This is a genomic window from Granulosicoccus sp. 3-233, assembly GCF_052681095.1.
In genome coordinates, this window is sequence record NZ_JBQYLE010000004.1 from 8,820 (window position 1) to 31,930 (window position 23,111).

A 23,111-nucleotide genomic window follows, 5' to 3' on the forward strand; every position below is an offset into this window, starting at 1 on the left:
TCTGTGCGTCTGTGCGTCTGTGCGTCTGTGCGTCTGTGCGTCTGTGCGTCTGTGCGTCTGTGCGTCTGTGCGTCTGTGCGTCTGTGATGATGCGTTTACAGAGCCAGCGTCCGTCACGACGCAGGATCGTTACTGACGGGCGTTTTCACGCTGTTGTTCTCACTCAGCGCGGCGCGTAGAGCACGCGCTTGAACGGCCAGACATCCGACAACCACGCTGAGACAGTCTCCCAGAGCACGACATCCAGTTGAGCATGGCTGGCCCTCACCCATGATGCTGCTTCCACATCAAAGTCATCCTGCTTCGCCGGGTACAGGTAGACGCATCCAATGACCTCATCACCATCCAGCACCGAGTAGGTGAATCCCTGCCGGGCTGCGAAATCGTCCGCGTGCATTTCAAGGTCGGCGAGATTTTTCTCCAGTGGCATCGCGAAAGGCCAACTGCTCTTGCCGCGAGGAAACCCGGGCGTTGTCCGGATGTGATCGATACTCGACATCCACGCGTCGTGATCACGCGCGTTGTGTTGCGGGCCCAGCGACTCCAACCGAAAGTGGTCGGTATTCAATCCGGGCGGCACGGAAAAGTCATCGGGCACGAAGGGTGCTGACATGGTTGTGACTCTATCGTTGAGAGATTTACCGATTGATCTTTCCATCGGGGAATATGCAACCGGCCTTTATCAAAACGTCGGTGCCACCAGCACCTTGCCCGCGGATGGGCGCTTTCTGAGCCTGTCCACATACGCAATCAGTCGCGGTAGATCAACCAGAAATCCTTCAGCCGCTGGCAAACCTGACAGATAATCGAGCATCGGCGCGGCTATCGCATCGGCGATACTGAAGGTGTCTCCTACGAGATAATCGCCTTCGGCAAGCTGTTCGTCCAGCAGTTTCAGTACGCGAGCCAACTCCGGTTTGGCAGCATCTACCACCTCCTGACGTACGGCACCCTCCTTGCCCTTGGGGAACACGAATTCCAGCAGGTAGCTACGCACGATCACATGGTCGACATACAATGCAAGCATTGAAGTCCATTGATCCACCTGGGCTCGCAACCAGGGGTCTTCCGGCTGCAGCGCTGGTCCTGTAAAGGTAGTATCCAGATAGCGGCAGATACTCGGGGTCTCGATCAGATGCCTGTCGCCGTGCACCAGTACCGGTATCTTGCCGAAGGGGTGAATAGAGTGTATTCGTGTCACCCAGATCTCGACATTCGCTGTAGAGCCGACAATGCCCTGGAAAGAAGATCACAAATCCCTGACTCGCCAACGCATTCCGGAGTCCGTCGCAGTGTTGTTCAGCCGACTGGGTTTCGACGGTATCAGCATCGACAAGGTGATGGAACATGCGGGTCTGAATTGACTCCAATCCAATTGATCGTAACCAGGCAATGCAACAAGTGGTTCTTCTTATCGGCGGTATCGCAATTTCTCGCAATCTGACCGACGAAACTCCAGCGCAGGAGTTGCTTGCTGTGTGTCGCTCGCTTGCATTGGACCTGGTACCCGTGCAGGGCTGAGCCACTTCTCCCGGGCCAAGCACTCTGGCAAAGCCGAATATCGAACCTGAGATGATCAAGATAGGACGACAGGCACCAGAGGTTGATGCAAGTATTTGCCCGGATAATGATTACGTTCACCTCTATCCGCCCAACGTTGCTCAGAACTGGCTTGGACTTCCCCCTCACCCCGAAAGTGTAAGCTGACGGTGTGAAACACAGGGGAATTAGAATGGCACACAGTCATACGATGCCACAGTTGGGCCACGACCTGTATCTCAGTTATATGGGTGCAGAAACCGATCTGAAATTCAATCATGGAGTTGACCTGCCCGGTTTTGCGTCTTACCCATTGCTCGAATCAGAAAATGGAAGAGATATGCTGCGAGGATACTATTCAAGCCTTATCGAGTTGGCTCAACAGTTCAAGGTAGGTGTAATCATTGACAGCGCTACGTGGGTTGCCAACCGTGACAGAGGCGCACAAATTGGCCAGAGCCGGCAATCGCTGGAACGGTTGAACCTGGATGCAATAGAACTGATTGTTCAGATACGTGAACAGCATGACGATGTTCCCATTGTCCTGTGCGGCCAGGTTGGCCCGCGCGGGGACGGATACGCCCCTGAAGAATTGATGACAGCGGATGAGGCCGAAAACTACCACGACGAACAAATTGAAACGTTGTCCCGGACAGATGCCGACTTCATCTGCGCGACGACGTTATGCTACCCGGAAGAGGCGATTGGAATTGTCCGCAGCGGAAAGACATTTGGAAAACCCGTTGCCATTTCCTTTACGGTTGAGAAAAATGGTTGCTTGCCAACTGGAATATCGTTGAAGAATGCGATCATAGCCGTAGATGAGGCGACCGATACCGACGCCATCTACTTCATGGTCAACTGCGCTCATCCAGATCACTTCACACACGTGTTGGCCGACGAACCCTGGTTTCACAGGGTCAAGGGGCTGGTTGTCAATGCTTCGCGCTGCAGCCATGCCGAACTTGACGAAGCCGTATCTCTTGATCACGGCGATCCTGTTGAGCTCGGCGCACAACTGGCGGATCTACGGCGAATGTTTCCACACCTATCCATTCTGGGCGGATGCTGTGGAACGGACATGCGACACATGAAATGCATCGCTGAACAAGCGAAGGCTGTGATTCCGTAGCTGTTCACCATTGCCAACCCACTGACTCCAATGTAATTGATCGTAAACAGGCAATGCAACCAGCGGTACTTCTGATCGGCGGTATCGCAATTTCTCGCAATCTGACCGATGAAACTCCAGCGCAGGAGTTGCTTGCTGTGTGTCGCTCGCTTGCATTGGACCTGGTACCCGTGCAGAGCTGAGGCGCGTGCATCGTCTTGAGCTCGGCAGTCGTCAAGGGTTGCAGGCACCCGCCGGCAAGGAGTACGGTAAACGAATCACCCATTGCATTACGCCACGGAGTTCGCTGATGTTCGACGAAGTCATCACGACCGAGGAACGTCTGCGCGAGATTGTCGGCACGCCCAGCCACCGCATGGCCGGTAAATGCATTGACCATATCGACGATATCTGCCGGCGCTATATCGCCGCCTCCCCTTACATCGTGCTCTCCACTCGCGGCAGTGATGGATTGCTGGATATGTCGCCCAAGGGTGATGCGGCCGGTTTCGTTCACGTTATCAATGACAAGACGCTTGCCATTCCCGAGCGGCTTGGCAACCAGCGGGCCGATACCTTCCACAATCTGCTGACCAATCCCGAGATCGGAATCATTTTCCTGATCCCGGGCTTCCCCTTCATCTTGCGAGTGAGCGGAACCGCTCAGGTGGTGCGGGATGATGCACTTCAAGCCGGATTTGCCGTGAAGGGCAAGGAGCCGGATCTGATTACCGCCGTCACTGTCGAAGAGGCTTTCGTGCATTGTGCCAAGTCCATTGCCCGCTCCAATATCTGGCATCCGAACAAATGGCCAATGACTGACGACATCCCTTCCTATGCCGTTTCCACCGTAGCCCATGCGGCATTGACCGAGAGTGTGGAGGAGATGCAGGCGATGATCGATGACGACTTCGACAATCGGATGTATTGACTTTCCGAGCTTCCAGGCGGTCCCTTGAATGACGGCAATCCGATCATCACCACGTGCATCGTCAGCAGCCTGTTGTGACGCAGCCAGAAACAGTTACACGGGCCATACAGTAACGTGACGCCCATATCAGTAACGTGACACTCATGTTTACAATCGCGTCGTCGATATCATGAAAGTCGGGGCTGTTGTCATCGGCAACACCCGCTCGGCCGGCATTGGATTTCGGCTGATGGCAACCAGAGTCCGGTTTTTCTCTCAAGCCCAAAGTACGGAGGCCACATGACTGACGCGCAATCGACCAACAGCGCTGCCTGGTTCGAGGAGATTCTCGACGCCATGACGGACATGGTTCTGGTCAAGGGACCCAAGTCGCGTCTGCTGTGGGCCAATCGAGAATTTCGTGAGTACTATGGCCTGAGCAATGAACAGCTGCGCGAGCTGATCGACGGCGAACAAAGCGACCCTGACGACACCCTGCAATACGTCAGTGATGATCACAAGGTCTTCCAGACCGGCAAGATGCTCGACATACCGGCAGAACCGGTCACCGATGCCGACGGTGTCGTGCGCTATATGCACACGATCAAGAACCCGATTTTCGAAGATGGCAAGGTGGTCAGGCAGGTAGGCGTCAGCCGCCCCGTGACCGATCCGGATCTGATTGCGCAAATGTCCAGGAACCGGGCGGAGCGCAAGGAGTCCACCGAGTCACTGCGCACCCTGGTCAGGGCCATGCCCAGTGCGGTGGTCATGGTTGATGCATCTCACCGTATTCTGGCCTGTAGTGAAGCATTTGCGCAGCTGCAATCCAGACTGCTCTCGCAACCCATCAGCATCGAAGAGCTTCTGGAAGAGGACTATGCTGAACGGCTGGAAGCCAGATTGCCCCTGCTGAACGATATCGATGCAAGCATGGCGGGCGAGCAGCCACCAAGGCGCATCGAAGCCGTGTCGCCGGCGGACAGCGCGGAGAGCTGGATCGAGATCGAATGCAGGGCTTGGCGTGGCGCCAATGGCGCCGTCTCGGGGAGCGTGGCCGTACTCTACGACGTGACCCAACAGCACCTTGACCAGAAAAACCTGCTGCAGGCCAACGAAGAACTGTCCCAGTTCAACTACCATGTGTCACACGATCTGGTAGCGCCAATCACCACCACACGCGGCCTGCTGAATACCATCGCCGAGGACATCAGCGATGCGCAGTATGAGCAATTGCCCGAGATGATAAGCATGGCACAGGGGCGACTGCTGAAGCTGAACAACCTGGTCACTGACCTGATGATTCTCGCCAGAGCCGATACCGCTTCGGTCAACGCCACCGAGTTCGATCTGGCCGCCGTCGTCGAGGATATCATTACCACGCAGCTGGCGGACTGTGATCCGGATCCGGCTGACAAAGTCGAGCTGCATCTGGACGTGAGCACACTTCATTCCGACAGGACACGCATTACGCAGGTGATGACGAACCTGTTGTCGAACGCGCGCAAGTTTCGTGATGAATCCGAGGACAATCCGACGATCTCGATACGCTCATTCAGAGAAGACGATCAGGTCGTGGTGCAAGTCAGTGACAATGGACTGGGCATCGACAAGGAACTGGGCGATGACGCCTTCACGATGTTCACCCGTGGCTCGTCGCAGCATATCGGCCATGGCCTCGGATTGTATATCGTCAAGAAGCATGTCGACCGATTGGGCGGTCAGGTTCGGATTGCCAGTCTTCGCAAGCCGACGGTGTTCAGCATTCACCTGCCGGAACACGCGAGGCCTTCGACATGAAAAGGCATAGCGTACTCATTGTCGACGACAATGCGATCGACCTCATGGTGCATAGCCGAGCGCTGAAACGCAGTGGTCGATTCGACACGGTCGACACGGCCCAGTCCGGTAAGGAGGCGCTCGCGCTTTTGCAGGATCATGCGGCCAATCGTCTGCAGGATCCGGAACAGTTTCCGGTGCTGCTGATGCTGCTGGACATCAACATGCCGGTCATGAACGGATTTGACTTCCTCGAACGTCTGAAGGAGATAGGGCTGACTGACGATCCGCGATTCATCGTGATGCTGACCTCCTCCAGCGCTGACACCGACAGGCAAAAGGCGTTGAGCAATGCCCGGGTAGCCGATTATCTGGTCAAGCCGTTCAGTACCACTGACGCACATGCCATAGCGGACAAGCTCGACAGCTGGGAAGACAGTCCTCCGGGCAGTTGAAGGCTCTGAGCGAAAACGCTGGCTGACCGGACATCAGGGGCGTGGTCCGAATGCCCTGTGGCTGTCGCCAAGGAATTGTTCGCCTTGATCAATAACGTCAATCTGCCCTGCGCATCGTCGCTGAGGCAGGTTCCACCTGAAAATCCAGCTCCGCGTTGTCCGTCACTTCCTTCATCACGAAGAAGCTGCGGATCTGCCGCACACCCGGAAACGCGATCAGCTGCTCCCCGTGCAGCTTGTTGAAATCGGCCATGTCCCTGACCCGCACTTTCAGGAAATAGTCGAAGTCACCGGCTACCAGGTGGCAATCCAGCACGAAACTCAGTTTCAGAATGGCGGCCTCGAAGGCGGCGAAACTCTCGGGCGTCGAGCGATCCAGCACCACACCTACCATGACGAGAGCGCCGCGCGAAACGCTCGCGGGATTGATCATGGCGCGAAATCCCGAGATGCAGCCTCCCTCGATCAGCCGCTGCGTTCGTCGGTGACAGGTGGCCGCACTGACGTTAACCTGCTGCGCCAGCTCCGCATTGCTCAGCCGTCCATCGGCCTGCAGGAGTTTGAGAATCTTGCGGTCAATACGATCCAGCTCGATGGTGATGATGGAATCTTCCAATTTCAGCCTCTTTTTCGAGCAATCATGGCAATTCGGAACATCCTATCACCCATTCATGATCACTCAGGTAGCTGATTCTGAAAGCAGCTTCCATGCGATTTCCAGCAGACTTTATCTCACGGAAACCGACACCAGAGGCTGCCTCCATGAACCTGTCCCGATTCGAACGCTACCCACTCACCTTCGGCCCCACTCCCATCGAGCACCTGCCTCGTCTGACAGACGCGCTGGGCGGCAAGGTGCAGATCTACGCCAAGCGCGATGACTGCAACTCCGGCCTGGCCATGGGCGGCAACAAGCTGCGCAAACTGGAGTACATCGTGCCCGACGCCATTGCCTCGGGCGCAGACACCCTGGTTTCCATTGGTGGAGTGCAGTCCAATCACACCCGCATGGTGGCCGCTACCGCCGCCAAGATCGGCATGAAATGCGTGGTCATCCAGGAAAGCTGGGTGCCACACGAGGACGCTGTCTACGATCGCGTCGGCAACATCCTGATGACGCGCCTGATGGGGGCTGACAGCCGCATGGTGGACGAGGGATTCGATATCGGCATTCGCCAGAGCTGGGAAGAGGCCATGCAATCGGTGCGTGACGCCGGAGGCCAGCCCTATGCCATTCCCGCAGGTGCGTCCGTACACCAGTATGGCGGACTCGGCTATGTGGGCTTCGCCGAAGAGGTACGGGCCCAGGAAGCCGAGATGGGCATCCGCTTCGACTACATCGTGGTCTGCGTGGTCACCGGCTCCACCCAGGCCGGCATGATTGTCGGCTTTGCCGAGGACAACCGCGCCGACAGGGTCATCGGCATAGACGGTTCAGGCACCCCCGAGCAATTGCGTCGGCAGGTTCGGCAGATTGTGGACAACACTGCCGAACTGGTGGAACTGGGACGCCCAGTGCGCGATGATGAAATCGTCATCAACCCGGATTACGCCTACCCCGCCTATGGTGTGCCCAGCAAGGAGACCAATGAGGCCATCCGTCTGGCTGCCCGCACCGAAGCCATGATCACCGACCCCGTCTACGAAGGCAAATCCATGCAGGGCATGATCGACCTGATCGGCAAGGGCTTCTTCCCGGAAGGCTCGAAGGTGCTCTACGCCCACCTGGGCGGCGCGCCGGCCCTGAACGGTTACAGCTATACCTATCGCAACGGCTGACAGGGCGATCGCCCTCACGATGTGAATTGGCGGAACTGGCGTCGCCTGAACGCCTGTTACTTGCCTCGTCCGGATGGAATGACAACGGACGAGGCATGTGAGCGTCGAACAGCAGGTTGGGCTGTGCGTTGGACTGCGCGACGACCTGAACGCTGAATTGCAAGGCGAATTGCACGGCAAACAGCACGGCAAACAGCACGCCAAACAGCACGCCAGACTGCGCACTGAACCGCAGATTGAGCTGCAAATCGACCTGGAAATTGAACCGAGCAACGAACTGAACATCGAACCAGCCAGAAGGAAGAACGACGCTTTTCTCAATAGTCAATGGGCCATTTGCCCACTACCATACCAGTTCTCTCGCTTGCTACTCTCGAAATCGATCTGAAAGCGCTTGATATACCGCACAATTTCGGTGCATTGGAGGCTGTCTCGGTAATGCTTGCCGAAGGCTTTTGTTCCTCAGGCCGCTAATACCTGACAGTAGTCGCAGATCGGGACTGGTTCGACGGCTTCAACTAGAAAATCGGTCACGACTCCTGTGAGCGTCTGCAATCGTCCTCACGATTGACTATTGCACACTGCATACAACATATTGAGACCACCCTCCAGGCTGGGAGTTTTGCATGAAATATCACACCTACGAGATGGCCCGTTCAGCACTGATGCCCTTGCGCATTCAGGGTCGCTGGATGCGACGTATGGTGAACTCCCCTTTCAACCCCTGGCCTGACAATTACGCACAACGCTGGATCTCTGCCTCGGCCACCATGTTCGAGAACATGACGCGGCGCTATGGCAAGCCGGAATGGGACATCGACAGCACCCGGATTCACGGACTGGATGTGCCTATCACCGAAGAGATCGTGCTGCAGCGCACATGGTGTGATCTGCTGCACTTCGACAGGGACGAGACAGTCTGCGGCAAGCGCTACGACCCCAAGGTGCTGCTGATAGCGCCCATGTCGGGGCATTACGCCACCTTGCTGCGTGGCACCGTCAAGGCGATGCTGCCCGAACACAATCTGTACATCACCGACTGGCGGGACGCCCGGGAAGTCCCGGTGGCAATGGGCTCGTTCAGTCTGGACGACTTCATCACCGAAATCATCGAATGCGTGCGCTGGCTGGGGAACGATGTGCATGTGATCGCGGTCTGCCAGCCTTCGGTGCCGGCACTGGCAGCAACAGCGGTCATGGCGGCCATGCAGGATGAGTGCACCCCCGCCTCCCTGACCCTGATGGGAGGCCCGCTGGATACACGGCGCAACCCCACGGCGGTGAACGAACTGGCCGAGTCCAAGCCCATTGAATGGTTCAGGAACAACGTCATCGAGCATGTGCCCTGGCCCAATGCCGGCTGCATGCGCCGGGTCTATCCCGGTTTCATCCAGTTGTCCGGCTTCATGCAGATGAACCTGAACCGTCATATCGAGGCCCACAAGAACGTGTTCAACGACCTGATCAAGGGCGATTGTGACAGCGTCGAACAGCACAACCGCTTCTACGATGAGTATCTGGCGGTCATGGACCTGCCGGCCGAGTTCTATCTCGACACAGTAGAGCGCGTCTTTCAACAGCACGCACTGCCCAAGGGTGAATTCACCTACAAGGGTGAAGTCATCGACCTCGGTGCCATCAAGGACACTGCCCTGATGACGGTCGAGGGTGAGCGCGACGACATCTGTGGACTGGGTCAGACGGAAGCCGCTCAGGACATGTGTCCGAACATCCCCGACGAGAGTCGCTGGCATTACGTGCAGCCGGGCGTCGGTCATTACGGGGTATTCAACGGCACGCGCTGGCGAACGGAGATTCAGCCGCGCATCCGGGAAATGATCCGCACGGTGCGCTTCCGACGTCAGGCGGGCAACGATACCGAATCCAATACCGATACCGGCGCGGATACCAGCGAGACATCCAGGGCAGCCTGAAGCCCCCCCAGTCGCGGCTGGCAACCGCAGGTCGGCCGTGTTCGCCGGTCGCTTGTGAACGCCGTTCCTGACCCTGAGGGTACGCCTGACCCTGCCTTGTACGGTATGCTGCGCGACCTGCCAATACGCAATATCGTCATCTCGTGATCAGTCCCGAACAACGTGTGCGCGCCACAATGAGCGCAGCCTTCACCCAAGTGGCCAGGAACAGCGGTTCCGATGCGTCCGTCCATCCGGTCGACCCGGTGTTGCAGGCCAGTCGCCATGCCGACTTTCAGGCCAATGCCGCCATGGCCATGGCCAAGGCGCTGAAGAAGAACCCGCGTGAGATCGCCGCGGCGGTTATCGAGGTGGTGGAAGCCGACGAGTTGATCGACAAGCTCGAGATCGCCGGTCCCGGTTTCATCAACATCACTCTGGCAGCCGGCGCATTGGGCGGCATGCTCGAAGAACAGCGTGCCGATACGCTGCTGGGCTTCGAACCACCGGAGCGCCAGACCATCGTCATCGATTACTCGGCTCCGAACGTTGCCAAGGAGATGCATGTCGGCCACCTGCGCTCCACCATCATCGGTGATGCCTGTGTGCGGCTGCTTGAATGGCAGGGACATGAGGTGCTGCGTCGCAATCATCTGGGTGACTGGGGCACCCCCTTTGGCATGCTCATCGAGCATCTGCTGGACCTGGGGGAAACCGAGGCCACTCAGGAGCTGTCACAGGGCGACCTGAACGGTTTCTATCGTGCTGCCAGGCAGAAGTTCGAAGCCTCCGAGGAATTCCAGACCCGCGCCCGCAACCGCGTGGTCTCACTGCAATCGGGCGATGCGGAAACCCTGCGACTGTGGAAGCTGCTGATCGAGCAATCCCAGAAGTACTTCATGCAGGTGTACGGACAGCTGGAAGTGCGTCTCGATGGCTCGGAATTCGTGGGTGAGAGTGCCTACAACGACGAACTGGCCCCGACCCTGGAAGAACTGCGCAATCTGGGCCTGATTCAGACCAGCGACGGTGCCGAATGCCTGTTTCCTCCCGGCTTCAGGAATCGCGATGGCGAGCCCCTGCCCCTGATCGTGCGCAAGCGAGATGGCGGCTATGGCTACGCGGCAACCGATCTGGCCGCCCTGCGCCAGCGCACCCAGGCGCTGCACGCCGATCGCCTGCTGTATGTCGTGGGCTCACCCCAGTCACAGCATCTGGAGATGGTCTACGAGGCCGGACGCATGGCTGGCTGGCTGAAACCGCCCGCCACTGCCGAACACATCGCCTTCGGCTCCGTGCTGGGTGCCGACGGCAAGATGTTCAAGAGCCGCACCGGGGACACCATTCGCCTGTCGGACCTGGTGAACGAGGCCATTGAACGGGCGGCAGCCACCATCGAGGAAAAGAACCCGGAACTCTCGACCGAGGAGCGAGCGGAAGTGGCACAGATGGTGGGCATCGGTGCGGTCAAATACGCCGATCTGTCCAGCGAACGCACCCGAGACTACGTCTTCGATTTCGATCGCATGCTGGCACTGGAAGGCAATACTGCCCCTTACATGCAGTATGCGCATGCACGGGTGCAATCGATCGTACGCCGCGCCATGGCCAGCCACGGCATCGGTGAAGACGAAATCGATCAGGCACCGATGGTCATTGCGGACGAGGCCGAGAAGGCACTTGCCATGCAATTGCTGCGCTTTGCCAATGTGATCGAGGAAGTCAGCGGTTCGCTGTTGTTCCATCGCCTGGCCACCTATCTGTTCGACCTGGCCACGGCCTACTCCAGCTTCTACAACTCCTGCCCCGTGGTGGATGCACCGGATGCGGAAACACGCCTGAGTCGTCTGGCGCTGTGTCGCCTGACGGCACGTACACTGGCAACCGGTTTGTCACTGCTGGGCATACGGGCGCCAGAGAGGATGTAGCGATCGCGTGTGATCGCCGCCGGCATCACGCGATCCTGATGCGGCACTCAGGCCACTGCAAGCTGTCCATGCCCTGCTACTCACACAGGGCATAGGCAGTCTTCATGGTAGTCCGCAGCGAGTCAGCAAGCGGCAAATTCATACCGTTTTACAAGGCGTTTCGACGTCATCCAGTCTCTGCTGCTGCGATCAGCGCGTACCATACACCACAACTGCACGACCTCTGACGTGAATCAAGCCACGGTCTTCCAGTTCCCTGAGTACGGAACCGACCGTGCCGGGAGAGCAGTCGGAAACGCGTGCAAGTTCCTTTCTGGTGATGTCAAGCTGCCTACCGTCAGGATGATCAATGGCATCCGGCATCAGGGTGAGATCCAGCAAGGCGGATGTCACTCGCCTTGTCGCATCGAAAAATGCCAGATCATGCACCTTGTTGTAGTTTGTGTGGAGCCGTGCTGCCATCCGAACGGATAGTTCATACCACAGCTTCGGACTGCTCTCGGCGAGGCGGCGAAAATAATCGCAATTCATTTCGGCCAACGTGCATTCGACACGAGTCTCTACCCGAATGAATGGTTGCGGCTTCTGGTCAAACAAGCCCGACTCTCCGAATATGTCGCCAGCGTATAGATAGGTCAGTACGTATTCTCTATCATCAAGATCATTGACCACGACAGCAACAGAGCCGCTGTCAATGCAATACACGGACTGGGGAACGTCTCCGCCAGACAGAATGACCGAGTTGGCCGGGTATGTTTGTCGGTGGGTTCCATCAAAGAACCGGGTCATGCCGTCAGTATGCGGTGCCACCATTATCACGTGCTCCAGACTCGATGTATGCGCAGCAAACAGATGGTCCACAGGCAAGACCTTGCAGGCGTTTCCTTCAAACAGAAATCAGCAGAAACTGTCAGTCAAGCTACTATAAACGAGTGATCGCGGCAACGATTCGATAGTGAAAGAGCGCTCGTGCTGTCGGCAAGCTGCTCCGCCAGAAGTATCCCCTGTTTCGTGCCGTACGGCGTGGCTCTGGAAGATGTCGACGTCACTGCCAGAACACATGTTCTGGCGGACGCATCTCTGAGCCATGGTCCTGTAGCTGCCTGCTCGACAGCAGGCAAGGCTGGGTTGATCGGCGAGAGAACGGCCAACATTCGATCGGCCTTTACCGTTCAGATCAACGGTCCTGACGATGGCCGCCGAACGCCATCAATTGCCACACAAGCCCCGAATCGTCGTCTGCATTTTCGGCCCGAAGCCTTTGATCCCTGCCAGCTGGCCGGACTTCAAGGCCGCGCACAGGCTTTGCAGGCTGTCGATGCCATGATCCTGGTACAGGGTACGCGCGGTCTTGGGACCCAGCCGGTCGATGGCGGTGAGTTCGAGCACGGACCGCGGCGGAGGTGTGCCGTACTGATCATCATTGAATTTCTCGGTGGTGCCTGTATTCACGATCTCGGTGAGATAACCGGTAATGACACCACCCACGCCATTGATCCGGTGCAATTCGCCGGCCTCGGCCAGCTGATCGATGCAGACAGGCCAGCGGGATATCGCATGCGCCAGTTGTCCATAGCGCCTGGCATGCTCTTCCGGATAGCCGCCAATGATCAGGTACTCGCCCAGTTGCTTGACCACGGCAGCTACCTCATCATTGCGCGTCCAGCGTGTTCGGCCTTTCTCGTCAGTATATGAAGTCTTTTTCATGTCTCTGTTACGGGCTTGCCTGCGCAGAGTATAGGCACACGGCACGATTGGCGGACACTCTATCCTCGTCAGCTGTTCTGCGGCTCGCTAGCGACGTACTGTCGGTCGCTGTGCAGCCTTGGCATGTCCGCTCACCATGCCCCTGGTTCTACGCGAGTTGATCCCTGGATAACGGGAATCATTGAAATTTCGATTGATTACTCCAACCCCGGTCATTGGTACACCTGACCAGAGGTCTGATTTGAAAATTTCTCCCGGTCGGGTGTAAGTCTTTCACGAGATATCGCCAACGATCAGGCAGGACTGAGAATCAGTACACAGTCAGCAACGCAACTATCTGCTTGCGACTACGTTTCTATCTTGAGATGTCGTGTCGATGAAACCTGCCCACACCACGCAATATTCCCTCGGCATCTGCATGGCAAGTCTTGCTGTTCTAACGCTCATTCTCTGGCCGACAGGGTTGGTACTGATCAACGCTACGGCATTGGCACTCTGGATCGCACTGCAGTTCGACAGTCTCTCTGCCAGCCGCCACAAGATGAATGATGCTGCCAGGTTTACCCGTCGTCATGACATCGGTAGCGGAGATAGTCTTGACGATCGCTTCGTGTCCGTGCATCTACCCATCCACAACGAGCCGCCGGACATCGTCAAGAGCACGCTCAACGCTCTGGCGAGACTCAGGCATGACGCCATGGAAATCATCGTCATCGACAACAACACGGATGATCCGGGTTTGTGGCGTCCCATCGAAAGTCATTGTCGTGCGCTGGGACCCGAGTTTCGATTTGTTCACCGGGAGGACGTTGAAGGCGCAAAGGCAGGGGCGCTTGAAATAGCAAGAAGTCTGATGGATGACCGAACGAGCCATATTGCCGTGGTGGATGCCGACTATCAGGTCACGCCTGACTTTCTGCAACTGGCCTTTACCGCACTTGACGAGTCTGGTGCTCAATTCGCGCAATTCCCGCAGTCATACCGCGAGGTCACTGAGCAGCAACAGTGTGTCGAGCTTGAGCTGGGCGACTACTTTCATCGGCACGCAGTAGCAGCTGATCGTCGTGGACAGATGTTACTGACAGGCACCCTGTCCGTGATCGATGCGACAGCCCTGGAAACCGTTGGCGGTTGGCCGATGCAGACCATCACCGAGGACGCCGAACTGGCCATGTCTCTGCAGCGTGCCGGTTTCGCGGGAGTCTTCGTGCCCCAGGTGGCAGGACGCGGCTTGCTGCCGCCGAGTTTGCATGAACTGCAAAGCCAGCGGCATCGCTGGATCGTGGGAAATCTTCAGACACTGCTGCGTGCACTGATTCAGTCCGTGATGGATCATCGTCAACGGGTGTCTGCCGAACATCTGGCCCAGCTGAGTGCGTGGTGCAGCTTCGTCACCATACCGCTGGTGACGCTCCTTGCTGGCGTGTTCCTGTCCCTCGCCGAACTGTCCGACCCCGCCGCCTGGCACCGTGTATCGCTGATGGCAGCAGGCACGATAATCGCGCAGTTTCTGGTCACCGTGTGGCTCTCACGATCCGTACCCGGATTGTGGTTCGTGCGATGGACTCTGGCGTCGAGCAGTGGGATGGCAACGCTGAGCGGCCTGACAATGCGGCGGATGCGTTTCCGTTGCACCAGACGAAGCAGTACCGCAGTCGCTCGAATAGACACATGCCAGGTGCTGGTGCCGCTGCTGCTGCTCACGAGCGCGATCTGCGCTCTCAGCCTGTCGTGGTTCATGGCCACAATTGCTCTTCTTCTCTGCGCGTTGGGCAGTGCATCAACACACTCACTCGACCGCACACTCCGAATATCGTCCTCAGCTCAATGCATGAATCAACCTCAAGGGGTGACAAGCAGTCATGGAAAATAGCGTCAATGTAGTCATACCCACGTTCAATCGTGAATCCATCATCGGTGATGCCATCGAAGCGGCTCTGGCTCAGGATCATGAGGATCTGGTGGTCACGGTAGTCGATGATGGTTCCAGTGACCAGACAACGGAAGCCGTTGCTGGCTACCTGCCTCACCCGCGATTCCGCTACATCTCGCTGATGCACAATGTCGGCACGGCACAGGCAAAGAATGTCGCCATTGCCCTGAACGACTGCAGATTCATCACGTTTCATGATAGCGATGACTTCCCCCACAGCAACAAGATATCCACTCAGGTGGCTGTCGCTGCCAACCCTGATATAGAAGCACACCCGATCCTCAACTGGCGATTGTCAGGCATCGAGCCCGGTTCCAGGCTTGATGTAGATCTGGTGGTCAGCGAACATACGCTCGTCCGAGCCGATGGCTCACGTCATCACATACGTCGTGCACTGAGTCTTGTTGATGACGTGTTCCCGAATCTGCAAATGGCGGCGGGGGTACCAGGCGACTGGATTCTGATCAACTGCGGCCTGTTCCGGTCATCGGTATTCAGAAAGGTCGGCGGCTTCAGGAATTGCATTGAAGAGGACCGCGAAATACGCAATCGTCTCATTTTCGACGGCGGCGTGCTCTGGCTGGTGCCACAGATTCTCCTGACAAAATACGAGTGTGAGGACTCCCTGACGGTTCAGGGTGAGACGAATTACGACAGCGAGCGCCGTTCGCGTGATCGGGCATCGATCTGGTCAGATGCCAGCGCCTTCCGCCAGGGCGAGTCGATAGACCCGGTTGTCATGGATCTCTCTGATGTGCGCTTCAAGTACCTGTCCGATGATCTCGGATTGTCGGACGTACCGATGACTCCCGCATCGCGGCGCAATATGCAGCGGGAGATCGCCCGAGTGCGCACGGATTCGAGAGAATTTCAATGCTCCGCGTAAGCATCGTCGATGGATTCTGTCCACGAGCGTATGACCATCGTAGCCTGACCACCGAGCCCATGGGGGGTACCGAATCGGCTGTCGTACTGCTCGCTGAAGCGCTGGCTGGCAATGCCTGTGTGGAGGTGATACAGCACTGCCGGACAGATAGCTGTACCAGTCCGGGAAACGTGCGCTACAGGGGCCGTATCGGCAACGATTGGCGCACGGAGGCGTCCATGGCAAGAAGAGATGTGACCATCATCATCAACTCGCCGAAACTCATGGCTCTGTGGCGACGGAAGGATCCCGGCTGTCAGATCATCCTGTGGCGCCACAACTTTCTGAGCAATCGTCATCGCCGTCTGTTCGATGAGCTGGAACAGTTCGATACGAGGATGGTCTGCGTTTCCCGCTTCCATCAAATGGACAGTCGGCGCGCGCAGCGCGGATTCATGACATCGGATCGCACTTCATTCATACCGAATCCGGTGCAGGTGTATCACCAGCGCCAGGTACAGCGAAACCCGAATCATCTTCTTTTCTGCAGCTCGCCTCACAAGGGCCTGGAACAGGTGATCGAGCGATTTGACGAGGTGCGCCGGCAGATACCCGAGTTGCAGTTGAGGATATGCAATCCCGGCTATCTGCGCGACCCCGTGGTGAAGAATTCGGGCATCGTGGTTCTGGGCGCGCTTACTCGGCCACAACTTCACACTGAAATGGCCCGAGCGCTGTGTGTGTTCTATCCGCAGACTCGTTTTCGTGAAACCTTCGGTCTCGTCGGCGCGGAGGCCAATGCCCTCGGCACTCCGGTACTGGCACCGGCCGGAATGGGTGCGCTGTCGGAGGTGTTGGGCGGCAGAGAACAATTGCTGAGATCGATCGACACGGCAGCCATCCTGAATCAGCTGGAAAAATGGCGCAGCGGGCTTACCCCGCCTGTACACGGGCGTTCCGAGTTCGACCCTCAGTCCGTCGCCAGACACTGGATGACGTTGATGGGTCGCCGGGATACCGACAAGTCCTCACGCACCACCACTGTCCAGAAGCATCATCGTGCTGTGGCTGAACCGGGAGAAGCCTGATCAACTGCATCATGACAAGTGTCGCCACTGTGGATGCCCTGGCCGCGGAAAGTCGTTCTGCGCCTATGCCGGTTGAACGCCTTCGGCATCTGGCAGCAGCAGAGGATCAGGACAATGGTCGTATAACTGCCTCGGTCGACGCACTGCGCGCCGCTGGCTGGTTGATTCGGTGCCTGCCCCTCTCTCTCGGTGGAGAATCGCTGGGTGCCGGGGGAGCAGTTGCGCGCGCATCCGTTCGGGCGTTGAGCCACATTGCCGAGTACAGCCTTCCCCTGGCGAGACTGCTTGAAGGGCATGTCAATGCGCTGGGTCTGGTCTGTCGATGGGGAACTGCGGATTTGCAGTCTCGGGTGGCGGATCAGGTCAGGAATGGTCTTCTGCTGGGTGTCTGGGGAGCAGATATGGAGACCCCTGTCAGCCTCGACGCTGCCACCAACAGACTCACCGGAAAGAAACGTTATGCCTCAGGTCTGGGCGATGTGGGACAGGCCGTCATCACCGCCAGAACCGACGCTGGTGTGCAACTCTGCCTGGTCGATGTCAGCGATCAGGAACGCGCCGATGTGTCGCCCTGGCAGATGAACGGAATGCGGGCCAGTGCGTCCGGCCACTATGATTTCAGCAACCTGGCTGGGGATTCTGTCGAACCCTTCGGCAAGCCCAATGTGTACCAGATAGAACCGTGGTTTCATGGTGGCGTCTGGCGCATCGCTGCAGTGCAGATCGGTGGAGTGTTTGGCGCACTTGAACTGGCTCGCGACGAGCTGCGACAACTCGGCCGGCTGGATAATGATGCGCAGGTGGCGCGACTCGCCCCGATACTCTTTCGGGCACGTGCAGCACGTGAACTGATCACCACCGTGGCGTCGCATGTGGATGAAATGCGAACTCCGGCTGATCCGGACACGCTCATGGCCGAATCCATTTCGACCCGACTGCTCACCGAGGAAATCGGACTCGACGCGATCAGCGCGGTGCAACGCTCCATCGGCCTGCCCCTGTTCGAATCGAATTCTCACGTGGGCAGACAATGCCGTGATCTTGCCACCTATCTACGACAGGCTGCACCCGACGGGCTGTTGCAGCTGGCGGGACGTGTGGCACTGCTGGGAAACGAATCACTCTCTGGAAGAGACTACCCATGAACGTATCCGATGCAGCATCGCAAGGTGCCTCGAACGAGGCGCAGGAAATGAGCGTTCAGGAGTTGACACTGGGCGCCCCGATACTGGTGCTCGCACCGCATCCCGATGACGAGAGCCTGGGCTGCGGTGCGCTGTTGTCAGCGGCGTTTGCGGACACCGGTGCCAGTGTGGTCTGTGTGACCGACGGGGGTTGCTCTCACCCCGGCTCCCAGCGGTGGGATCAGACCCGGCTCGCCGTCGAGCGTCAAAGAGAGCTGGTCAATGCGGTGGCTGCGCTTGGCGGGACACATGAGGATGTCTTCTGGCTGGGCTTCCAGGATGGTGCGGCGCCACACCATGTTCACGAACTTCAGGGTGCCGTGGACTGGCTCGCACAGCATTGTTCCAGTCGCGGCATTCGTCGCGTGTTTGCGACCAGCCCCGCCGATGCACATGCTGATCACCAGTCAACCGCATTACTGGCCCGGACACTGTGTGAGGAAGTCGCAAGCTTGTCCCTGCTCGAATATCCCGTGTGGTCGCGTTGGGAGAACTTTCGTACGACCGGCGTGGATGAAGTATCCGGCGCGGTGCGGTTTGACACGACGCGCTGGCTGACGCAGAAACGCAAGGCGATAGCCTGCCATCGTTCCCAGCTCGGCCAGGTGGTGACCGATGACCCTGACGGGTTCGTGATGCCCGCCCGGTTCGTGGCACTTTTCGAGTCGGGAGACGAGTGGTTTTTCCAGACAGACTGACAATGAGCTCCGTGACGCAGGCATTCCTCGACGAACTCTATCGTCGCTCATCAGACCCATGGTCATTTCGAACCAGCGATTATGAGCGCAGAAAATATGCTGCGACGCTGGCAGCCCTCGATCGAGAGCACTACTCGACCATTCTCGAAATCGGTTGTGGCAATGGTGAGCTCGCTCGTTCACTGCATCAACGCTGTGAACTCTACGTCGGTGTCGACGCTGTTGCCATTGCACTGGACGAAGCAAGACGGGCAGTACCCTCGGGGCGATTCAGCCAGGTATACCTGCCGGATGAACTGCCGGCATGCGACCCGGAATTGATAGTGCTTTCCGAGATACTGTATTTCCTGGATAGAGAATGCCTGTCAATGCTCGCGGCACAGTTGAATCATCGATGGGCAATGGCGGAACTGCTGTTCGTGAACATGCTCGGGGACACCGGCAACGCGCTCTCAGGAGAAGACGCCTTGCAGCATTTCATCAACGAGCTGAAGAGTGACTACCCACTGGTTGAAGTTGCCCGCACCGGTGACTATCGGATAGACCGACTTCCGCGCGCCGCTGCAGGAGTACGCCTGTGAGTATGACCTCCACAGATTGGCAGACATCGATCACAGTGTATCGATCATTCCGGGAGTATCGCCGTTTTGCCTGCGCGGTTGTCATCCCCGCCATGAATGAGGAACGTCGTATCGATGCCTGTCTGAGTGCCCTTCATCAACAGTCAGGTATGGACAGGTCATCGGTACTGGTAGTCATTATTGCCAACAATTGTACGGACGGGACTGTTCAGGTAGCACAATCGATCATCGAGAAAACGGGCCTGCCCGCACTGATCATCGAGGCCGTAGTCAGTCGTTCCGAAGGTGTCGGCAGAGCCCGCTCACTGGGCATCGATCACGCCATGCCCTATTTGCAGGAGCGCGGAAACGTACTGACCACAGATGCAGACTGTCTGGTCGACCATCGCTGGATAGCACGTTCGATGCGCGCGCTTGACAGCATGGATGCCGTTTGCGGACTGGTCAAGCCCCTTGCGGGCGAAGTGATCGAATTGCCGGTGGAGATCCATACACCGGGCAAACTCGAACATGACTATTGGGAGGTATCACTGGAATATGATGCGATTGTCGACCCCGATCCGCACAACCCGTGGCCCCATCATGGCCGCGCCGCCGGGGCAAGTCTCGGATTCACCCGAACGGCCTATCGGCGTAGCAAGGGATTTGCTCCGATACCCAGTGGGGAAGACAGAGAGCTGATTTCCCGCATGGCAAGTTCAGGATATCGTATTCGCTATGCCTCGGACGTGCTGGTGGAGGCATCCTGCCGCTTGCAGGGACGTGCACCCGACGGCATGGCGTGCGCGCTGGCAAGACGCGTGGCAGACCTGGACAGCCTGGTGGACGAAGCGCTGGAACCTGCGCATACCCGAATTCGTCGAGTCACCGGTCGCGTGCAATGTCGTGAGCTTCTGGATGCAGGCTGCTCGCTCGAACCGCTCCTGAGAGCACTGTCCATAGATCCCGGCATCGCTCCCCCCGGCATGGATACCTGCGCTGCCTGGTGGCACTGGATAGAGAGACACAGTTCGGTTCTCGAACGCGTGCGATTACGCCCGAGCGAGCTTTCGCTGGAAATCGCAAGGCTGAAGAAAGCAGTGACACTTGCGCGACAGTCACATCTGACTGCAGCCCGCCACGCGGTGCAACAAGGACCTTGTGCACCTGCCAACTGATCAGAGAACATGATCGTATGTTTGCAGGTGATGAGCTTATCCGAACCATACTGTTATCCTTGCCCGTCAAGGCCGCAGGCCCACTCAACCGGACTCAGGAACAACGTCATGGAACCCGCAACAAGCACTGAATTCACTCCCTGGCTATCGCTGTCTGGCGGCGTGCTGATTGGCCTCAGCGCTGTCATGCTGATGGGGCTGTTCGGCAAGATTGCAGGAATAAGCGGTATCACCAAGGGACTGACCGGCTTGATTCCCGGGCAGGAAGGGCCATCCGATCGCGGCTGGCGATTATCCTTTCTGGCAGGACTCATCGTCGCACCAGTAGTGTATCTGGTGGTATCCGGCTCGTTCCCGCATCAAAGCGTGCCGTCGAATCTTGTCGGCATGCTCATCGCCGGTCTTTTGGTGGGCGTGGGTACCACGCTGGGTTCGGGATGCACATCCGGTCACGGTGTGTGTGGACTTGCCAGGTTATCACCGCGCTCGTTCGCCGCGGTCGTGACGTTTGTCGTCGCGGCCATTGCAACCACGACAGTCATTCGTCACGTCCTCTGAGGAGAGAAACATGCGCAACGCAACCGGCTTTCTCGCAGGCCTTGTCTTTGGTCTGGGACTGATCATCTCGGGCATGGCTGATCCGGCCAAGGTCCTCAATTTTCTCGACATCTTCGGTCACTGGGATCCCAGTCTGGCCTTCGTCATGGCAGGAGCGTCGCTCACCGCCTTTGTCGGCTATCGATGGGTCTGGCGCATGAAGTCACCGGTCATGGCATCGGAGTTCGATGTCCCTGGCAAGCGCACCATCGATGCGCCGCTGCTGAGCGGCGCCGCTGTTTTCGGGATCGGCTGGGGCCTGGGAGGCTTCTGTCCCGGTCCTGCGTGGACATCACTGGTGATCGGTTCTCCCGGTGTTCTGGTTTTCCTCCCCGCCATGCTGATAGGGATATTGCTGGGTGGCAAGGTGAAATCCCTGCCTGTTTTCTCGAAGTAGAAATATCCAGCGCTCGCCGACTGCGGTGGCAACGACACGATGACCTGTCACACGCTTACCCGACTGGCAATTTGCGATCATCTCGGCGATAGAGCCGACTCTGCTCGATGCATTCGGACATTCGGACATTCGGACATTCGGACATTCGGACATTCGGGCATTCGGGCATTCGGGCAATCGGGCAATCGGGCAATCGGGCAATCGGGCAATCGGACATTCGGTCAATCAGGCCACTGCATCCAGTAAAAATTGCAGCGGGATGGTCTTGCCGTCCGGTTGAGCTAGCTTCTGCCGAAACCGGATGAGAACACCACTGCGGAAACGATAGCTGTTGTGACAGCGTCGAGCGCTGCAGAGCCGACGATGGAAAAGGTATTTTCATCGTTCGAGCCATACAGGTGCAACGCGGCGGAAACTTCCCGGTGCCCTTTCCACAGCAGATACGGAGAAGCGCCTATGAACGATTCCAGCACTGACAAGAATCCTCCCCAGCATCAGGAGCAGCAACCGGGCCACGAACACGAGATGAATCCGGTGCCGGATTACATGCCGAAGTACCCCGGGTCCGGTCGCTTGAAGGGCAAGACCGCCATCATTACCGGCGGTGATTCGGGGATTGGACGAGCAACCGCCGTACTGTTCGCGCGGGAAGGCGCCAATGTGGCCATCGTGTACCTGAATGAGGACGAGGACGCTGAAAAAACCGTGTCCTTGATTGAAGCCGAAGGCGCGCAGGGCTTCTTGATTCGAGGGGATGTCGGCGACAAGACGTTCTGCATGAATGCGGTGACACAGGTCATTGAAAAATTCGCGTCGCTGGATGTCGTGGTTGCCAACGCCGCGGAGCAGCATGCTGTGGAGAATTTCGAGGATATTTCCGAAGACCAGTTGGAACAGACCTTTCGGACCAACATCTTCGGCAACTTCTTCACCCTGCAAGCGGCGTTGCCACATCTGGAGCGTGGGGCATCGATCATCTGTACAACATCGGTAACCGCCTACAGAGGACAGGACCTGCTGGTGGACTATGCGTCGACCAAAGGCGCCATCCTGGCGCTCGTGCGCGCACTGGGGTCCAAGTTCGCTGACAAGGGTATTCGCGTGAACGGAGTGGCGCCAGGTCCCATCTGGACGCCACTCATTCCGGCGTCCTTCTCCGAGGACAAGGTTTCCGAGTTCGGCATGGATTCCCCCCTGGGCCGTCCGGGGCAGCCCAACGAGGTAGCGCCGTCGTTTCTGTTTCTCGCCTGTGAAGACTCCAGCTACATGACTGGACAGGTACTGCATCCGAATGGAGGAGAAGCCGTTTCAGGCTGACCGAATCGAGCAACGCCACGGCAGCTTGACCACGGCGGCCACTTCCTGATTACGTCTCCAGCGTGTTCGGGCTGTTCGGACTGTTCGGACTGTTCGGACTGTTCGGACTGTTCGTCAGTGTCAGATGCGTTCGTCCTGTCTTGAACAAGCCCATGACTATCCTGAGTACCGTC

The 23,111-nt window shown here is 57.8% G+C and carries 24 protein-coding genes; 19 read left to right on the forward strand and 5 right to left on the reverse strand.

Going from position 1 to position 23,111, the window contains the following annotated elements:
• Positions 1–163: 163 nt before the first annotated feature.
• Positions 164–613: a hypothetical protein gene (locus ACUNV4_RS11980; RefSeq protein ID WP_430878787.1), complete on the reverse strand. Its 450-nt coding sequence runs from the start codon at positions 611–613 to the stop codon at positions 164–166.
• Positions 614–682: 69 nt separating this feature from the next.
• Complete coding sequence (locus ACUNV4_RS11985) at positions 683–1,201, reverse strand: glutathione S-transferase family protein (protein WP_430878788.1); 519 nt, start codon at positions 1,199–1,201, stop codon at positions 683–685.
• Positions 1,202–1,232: 31 nt separating this feature from the next.
• Between ACUNV4_RS11985 and ACUNV4_RS11990 the strand changes: the two genes are divergently transcribed.
• The 5 genes from ACUNV4_RS11990 to ACUNV4_RS12010 all read left to right on the forward strand — a co-directional run bounded on the left by ACUNV4_RS11990 (position 1,233) and on the right by ACUNV4_RS12010 (position 5,794).
• Positions 1,233–1,364, forward strand: a complete 132-nt coding sequence (locus tag ACUNV4_RS11990) for a hypothetical protein (RefSeq protein ID WP_430878789.1) — start codon at positions 1,233–1,235, stop codon at positions 1,362–1,364.
• A gap of 368 nt (positions 1,365–1,732) precedes the next feature.
• Positions 1,733–2,671 (forward strand): homocysteine S-methyltransferase family protein, encoded by a 939-nt coding sequence (locus tag ACUNV4_RS11995; protein ID WP_430878790.1) that lies wholly within the window; start codon positions 1,733–1,735, stop codon positions 2,669–2,671.
• 289 nt (positions 2,672–2,960) lie between these two features.
• Positions 2,961–3,581: an MSMEG_1061 family FMN-dependent PPOX-type flavoprotein gene (locus tag ACUNV4_RS12000; protein WP_430878791.1), complete on the forward strand. Its 621-nt coding sequence runs from the start codon at positions 2,961–2,963 to the stop codon at positions 3,579–3,581.
• Between the two features lie 279 nt (positions 3,582–3,860).
• Positions 3,861–5,360: a sensor histidine kinase gene (locus tag ACUNV4_RS12005; protein ID WP_430878792.1), complete on the forward strand. Its 1,500-nt coding sequence runs from the start codon at positions 3,861–3,863 to the stop codon at positions 5,358–5,360.
• Positions 5,357–5,794, forward strand: a complete 438-nt coding sequence (locus ACUNV4_RS12010; RefSeq protein ID WP_430878793.1) for a response regulator — start codon at positions 5,357–5,359, stop codon at positions 5,792–5,794. The genes ACUNV4_RS12005 and ACUNV4_RS12010 overlap by 4 nt, the downstream gene beginning before the upstream one ends.
• Before the next feature lie 97 nt (positions 5,795–5,891).
• Here the strand turns inward: ACUNV4_RS12010 and ACUNV4_RS12015 are convergent, their stop codons facing one another.
• A complete protein-coding gene (locus ACUNV4_RS12015; RefSeq protein WP_430878794.1) occupies positions 5,892–6,410 on the reverse strand; it encodes an Lrp/AsnC family transcriptional regulator in 519 nt (172 codons plus the stop codon).
• Between the two features lie 146 nt (positions 6,411–6,556).
• Here ACUNV4_RS12015 and ACUNV4_RS12020 point away from each other — a divergent pair, with 146 nt between their 5' ends.
• The 4 genes from ACUNV4_RS12020 to argS all read left to right on the forward strand — a co-directional run bounded on the left by ACUNV4_RS12020 (position 6,557) and on the right by argS (position 11,414).
• Entirely contained in the window at positions 6,557–7,573 is a 1,017-nt protein-coding gene (locus ACUNV4_RS12020; protein ID WP_430878795.1) for a 1-aminocyclopropane-1-carboxylate deaminase, read from the forward strand.
• A 97-nt stretch (positions 7,574–7,670) separates the two neighbouring features.
• Positions 7,671–7,961, forward strand: a complete 291-nt coding sequence (locus ACUNV4_RS12025; RefSeq protein WP_430878796.1) for a hypothetical protein — start codon at positions 7,671–7,673, stop codon at positions 7,959–7,961.
• 238 nt (positions 7,962–8,199) lie between these two features.
• Entirely contained in the window at positions 8,200–9,507 is a 1,308-nt protein-coding gene (locus ACUNV4_RS12030; protein WP_430878797.1) for a polyhydroxyalkanoate depolymerase, read from the forward strand.
• A gap of 176 nt (positions 9,508–9,683) precedes the next feature.
• Positions 9,684–11,414, forward strand: a complete 1,731-nt coding sequence (gene argS / locus ACUNV4_RS12035) for an arginine--tRNA ligase (RefSeq protein ID WP_430878798.1) — start codon at positions 9,684–9,686, stop codon at positions 11,412–11,414.
• 189 nt (positions 11,415–11,603) lie between these two features.
• Here the strand turns inward: argS and ACUNV4_RS12040 are convergent, their stop codons facing one another.
• Together ACUNV4_RS12040 and ACUNV4_RS12045 are read right to left on the reverse strand one after the other, a co-directional pair.
• Positions 11,604–12,227 (reverse strand): cyclic nucleotide-binding domain-containing protein, encoded by a 624-nt coding sequence (locus ACUNV4_RS12040; protein WP_430878799.1) that lies wholly within the window; start codon positions 12,225–12,227, stop codon positions 11,604–11,606.
• Positions 12,228–12,623: 396 nt separating this feature from the next.
• Positions 12,624–13,121 carry a helix-hairpin-helix domain-containing protein gene (locus ACUNV4_RS12045; RefSeq protein WP_430878800.1) on the reverse strand — a complete coding sequence of 166 codons (498 nt, stop codon included), beginning with the start codon at positions 13,119–13,121 and terminating at the stop codon, positions 12,624–12,626.
• A 376-nt stretch (positions 13,122–13,497) separates the two neighbouring features.
• Here ACUNV4_RS12045 and ACUNV4_RS12050 point away from each other — a divergent pair, with 376 nt between their 5' ends.
• The 10 genes from ACUNV4_RS12050 to ACUNV4_RS12095 all read left to right on the forward strand — a co-directional run bounded on the left by ACUNV4_RS12050 (position 13,498) and on the right by ACUNV4_RS12095 (position 22,938).
• Entirely contained in the window at positions 13,498–14,994 is a 1,497-nt protein-coding gene (locus tag ACUNV4_RS12050; protein WP_430878801.1) for a glycosyltransferase family 2 protein, read from the forward strand.
• Positions 14,984–15,940 (forward strand): glycosyltransferase family A protein, encoded by a 957-nt coding sequence (locus ACUNV4_RS12055; protein ID WP_430878802.1) that lies wholly within the window; start codon positions 14,984–14,986, stop codon positions 15,938–15,940. The genes ACUNV4_RS12050 and ACUNV4_RS12055 overlap by 11 nt, the downstream gene beginning before the upstream one ends.
• Entirely contained in the window at positions 15,928–17,007 is a 1,080-nt protein-coding gene (locus ACUNV4_RS12060; RefSeq protein WP_430878803.1) for a glycosyltransferase family 4 protein, read from the forward strand. Before ACUNV4_RS12055 ends, ACUNV4_RS12060 begins: the two co-directional genes overlap by 13 nt.
• Positions 17,008–17,018: 11 nt before the next feature.
• Positions 17,019–18,152: a hypothetical protein gene (locus ACUNV4_RS12065; protein ID WP_430878804.1), complete on the forward strand. Its 1,134-nt coding sequence runs from the start codon at positions 17,019–17,021 to the stop codon at positions 18,150–18,152.
• The gene (locus tag ACUNV4_RS12070) at positions 18,149–18,889 is read left to right on the forward strand and encodes a PIG-L deacetylase family protein (protein WP_430878805.1); all 741 of its coding nucleotides are present in this window, start codon (positions 18,149–18,151) and stop codon (positions 18,887–18,889) included. Before ACUNV4_RS12065 ends, ACUNV4_RS12070 begins: the two co-directional genes overlap by 4 nt.
• Before the next feature lie 2 nt (positions 18,890–18,891).
• The gene (locus ACUNV4_RS12075) at positions 18,892–19,470 is read left to right on the forward strand and encodes an SAM-dependent methyltransferase (RefSeq protein WP_430878806.1); all 579 of its coding nucleotides are present in this window, start codon (positions 18,892–18,894) and stop codon (positions 19,468–19,470) included.
• 2 nt (positions 19,471–19,472) lie between these two features.
• Positions 19,473–20,627 carry a glycosyltransferase gene (locus ACUNV4_RS12080; RefSeq protein ID WP_430878807.1) on the forward strand — a complete coding sequence of 385 codons (1,155 nt, stop codon included), beginning with the start codon at positions 19,473–19,475 and terminating at the stop codon, positions 20,625–20,627.
• Positions 20,628–20,735: 108 nt separating this feature from the next.
• On the forward strand, positions 20,736–21,185 hold the full coding sequence (locus tag ACUNV4_RS12085) for a YeeE/YedE family protein (RefSeq protein ID WP_430878808.1): 450 nt from the start codon (positions 20,736–20,738) through the stop codon (positions 21,183–21,185).
• Positions 21,186–21,195: 10 nt separating this feature from the next.
• A complete protein-coding gene (locus tag ACUNV4_RS12090; protein WP_430878809.1) occupies positions 21,196–21,621 on the forward strand; it encodes a DUF6691 family protein in 426 nt (141 codons plus the stop codon).
• 456 nt (positions 21,622–22,077) lie between these two features.
• Positions 22,078–22,938: an SDR family oxidoreductase gene (locus ACUNV4_RS12095; protein ID WP_430878810.1), complete on the forward strand. Its 861-nt coding sequence runs from the start codon at positions 22,078–22,080 to the stop codon at positions 22,936–22,938.
• Positions 22,939–23,111 lie beyond the last annotated feature (173 nt).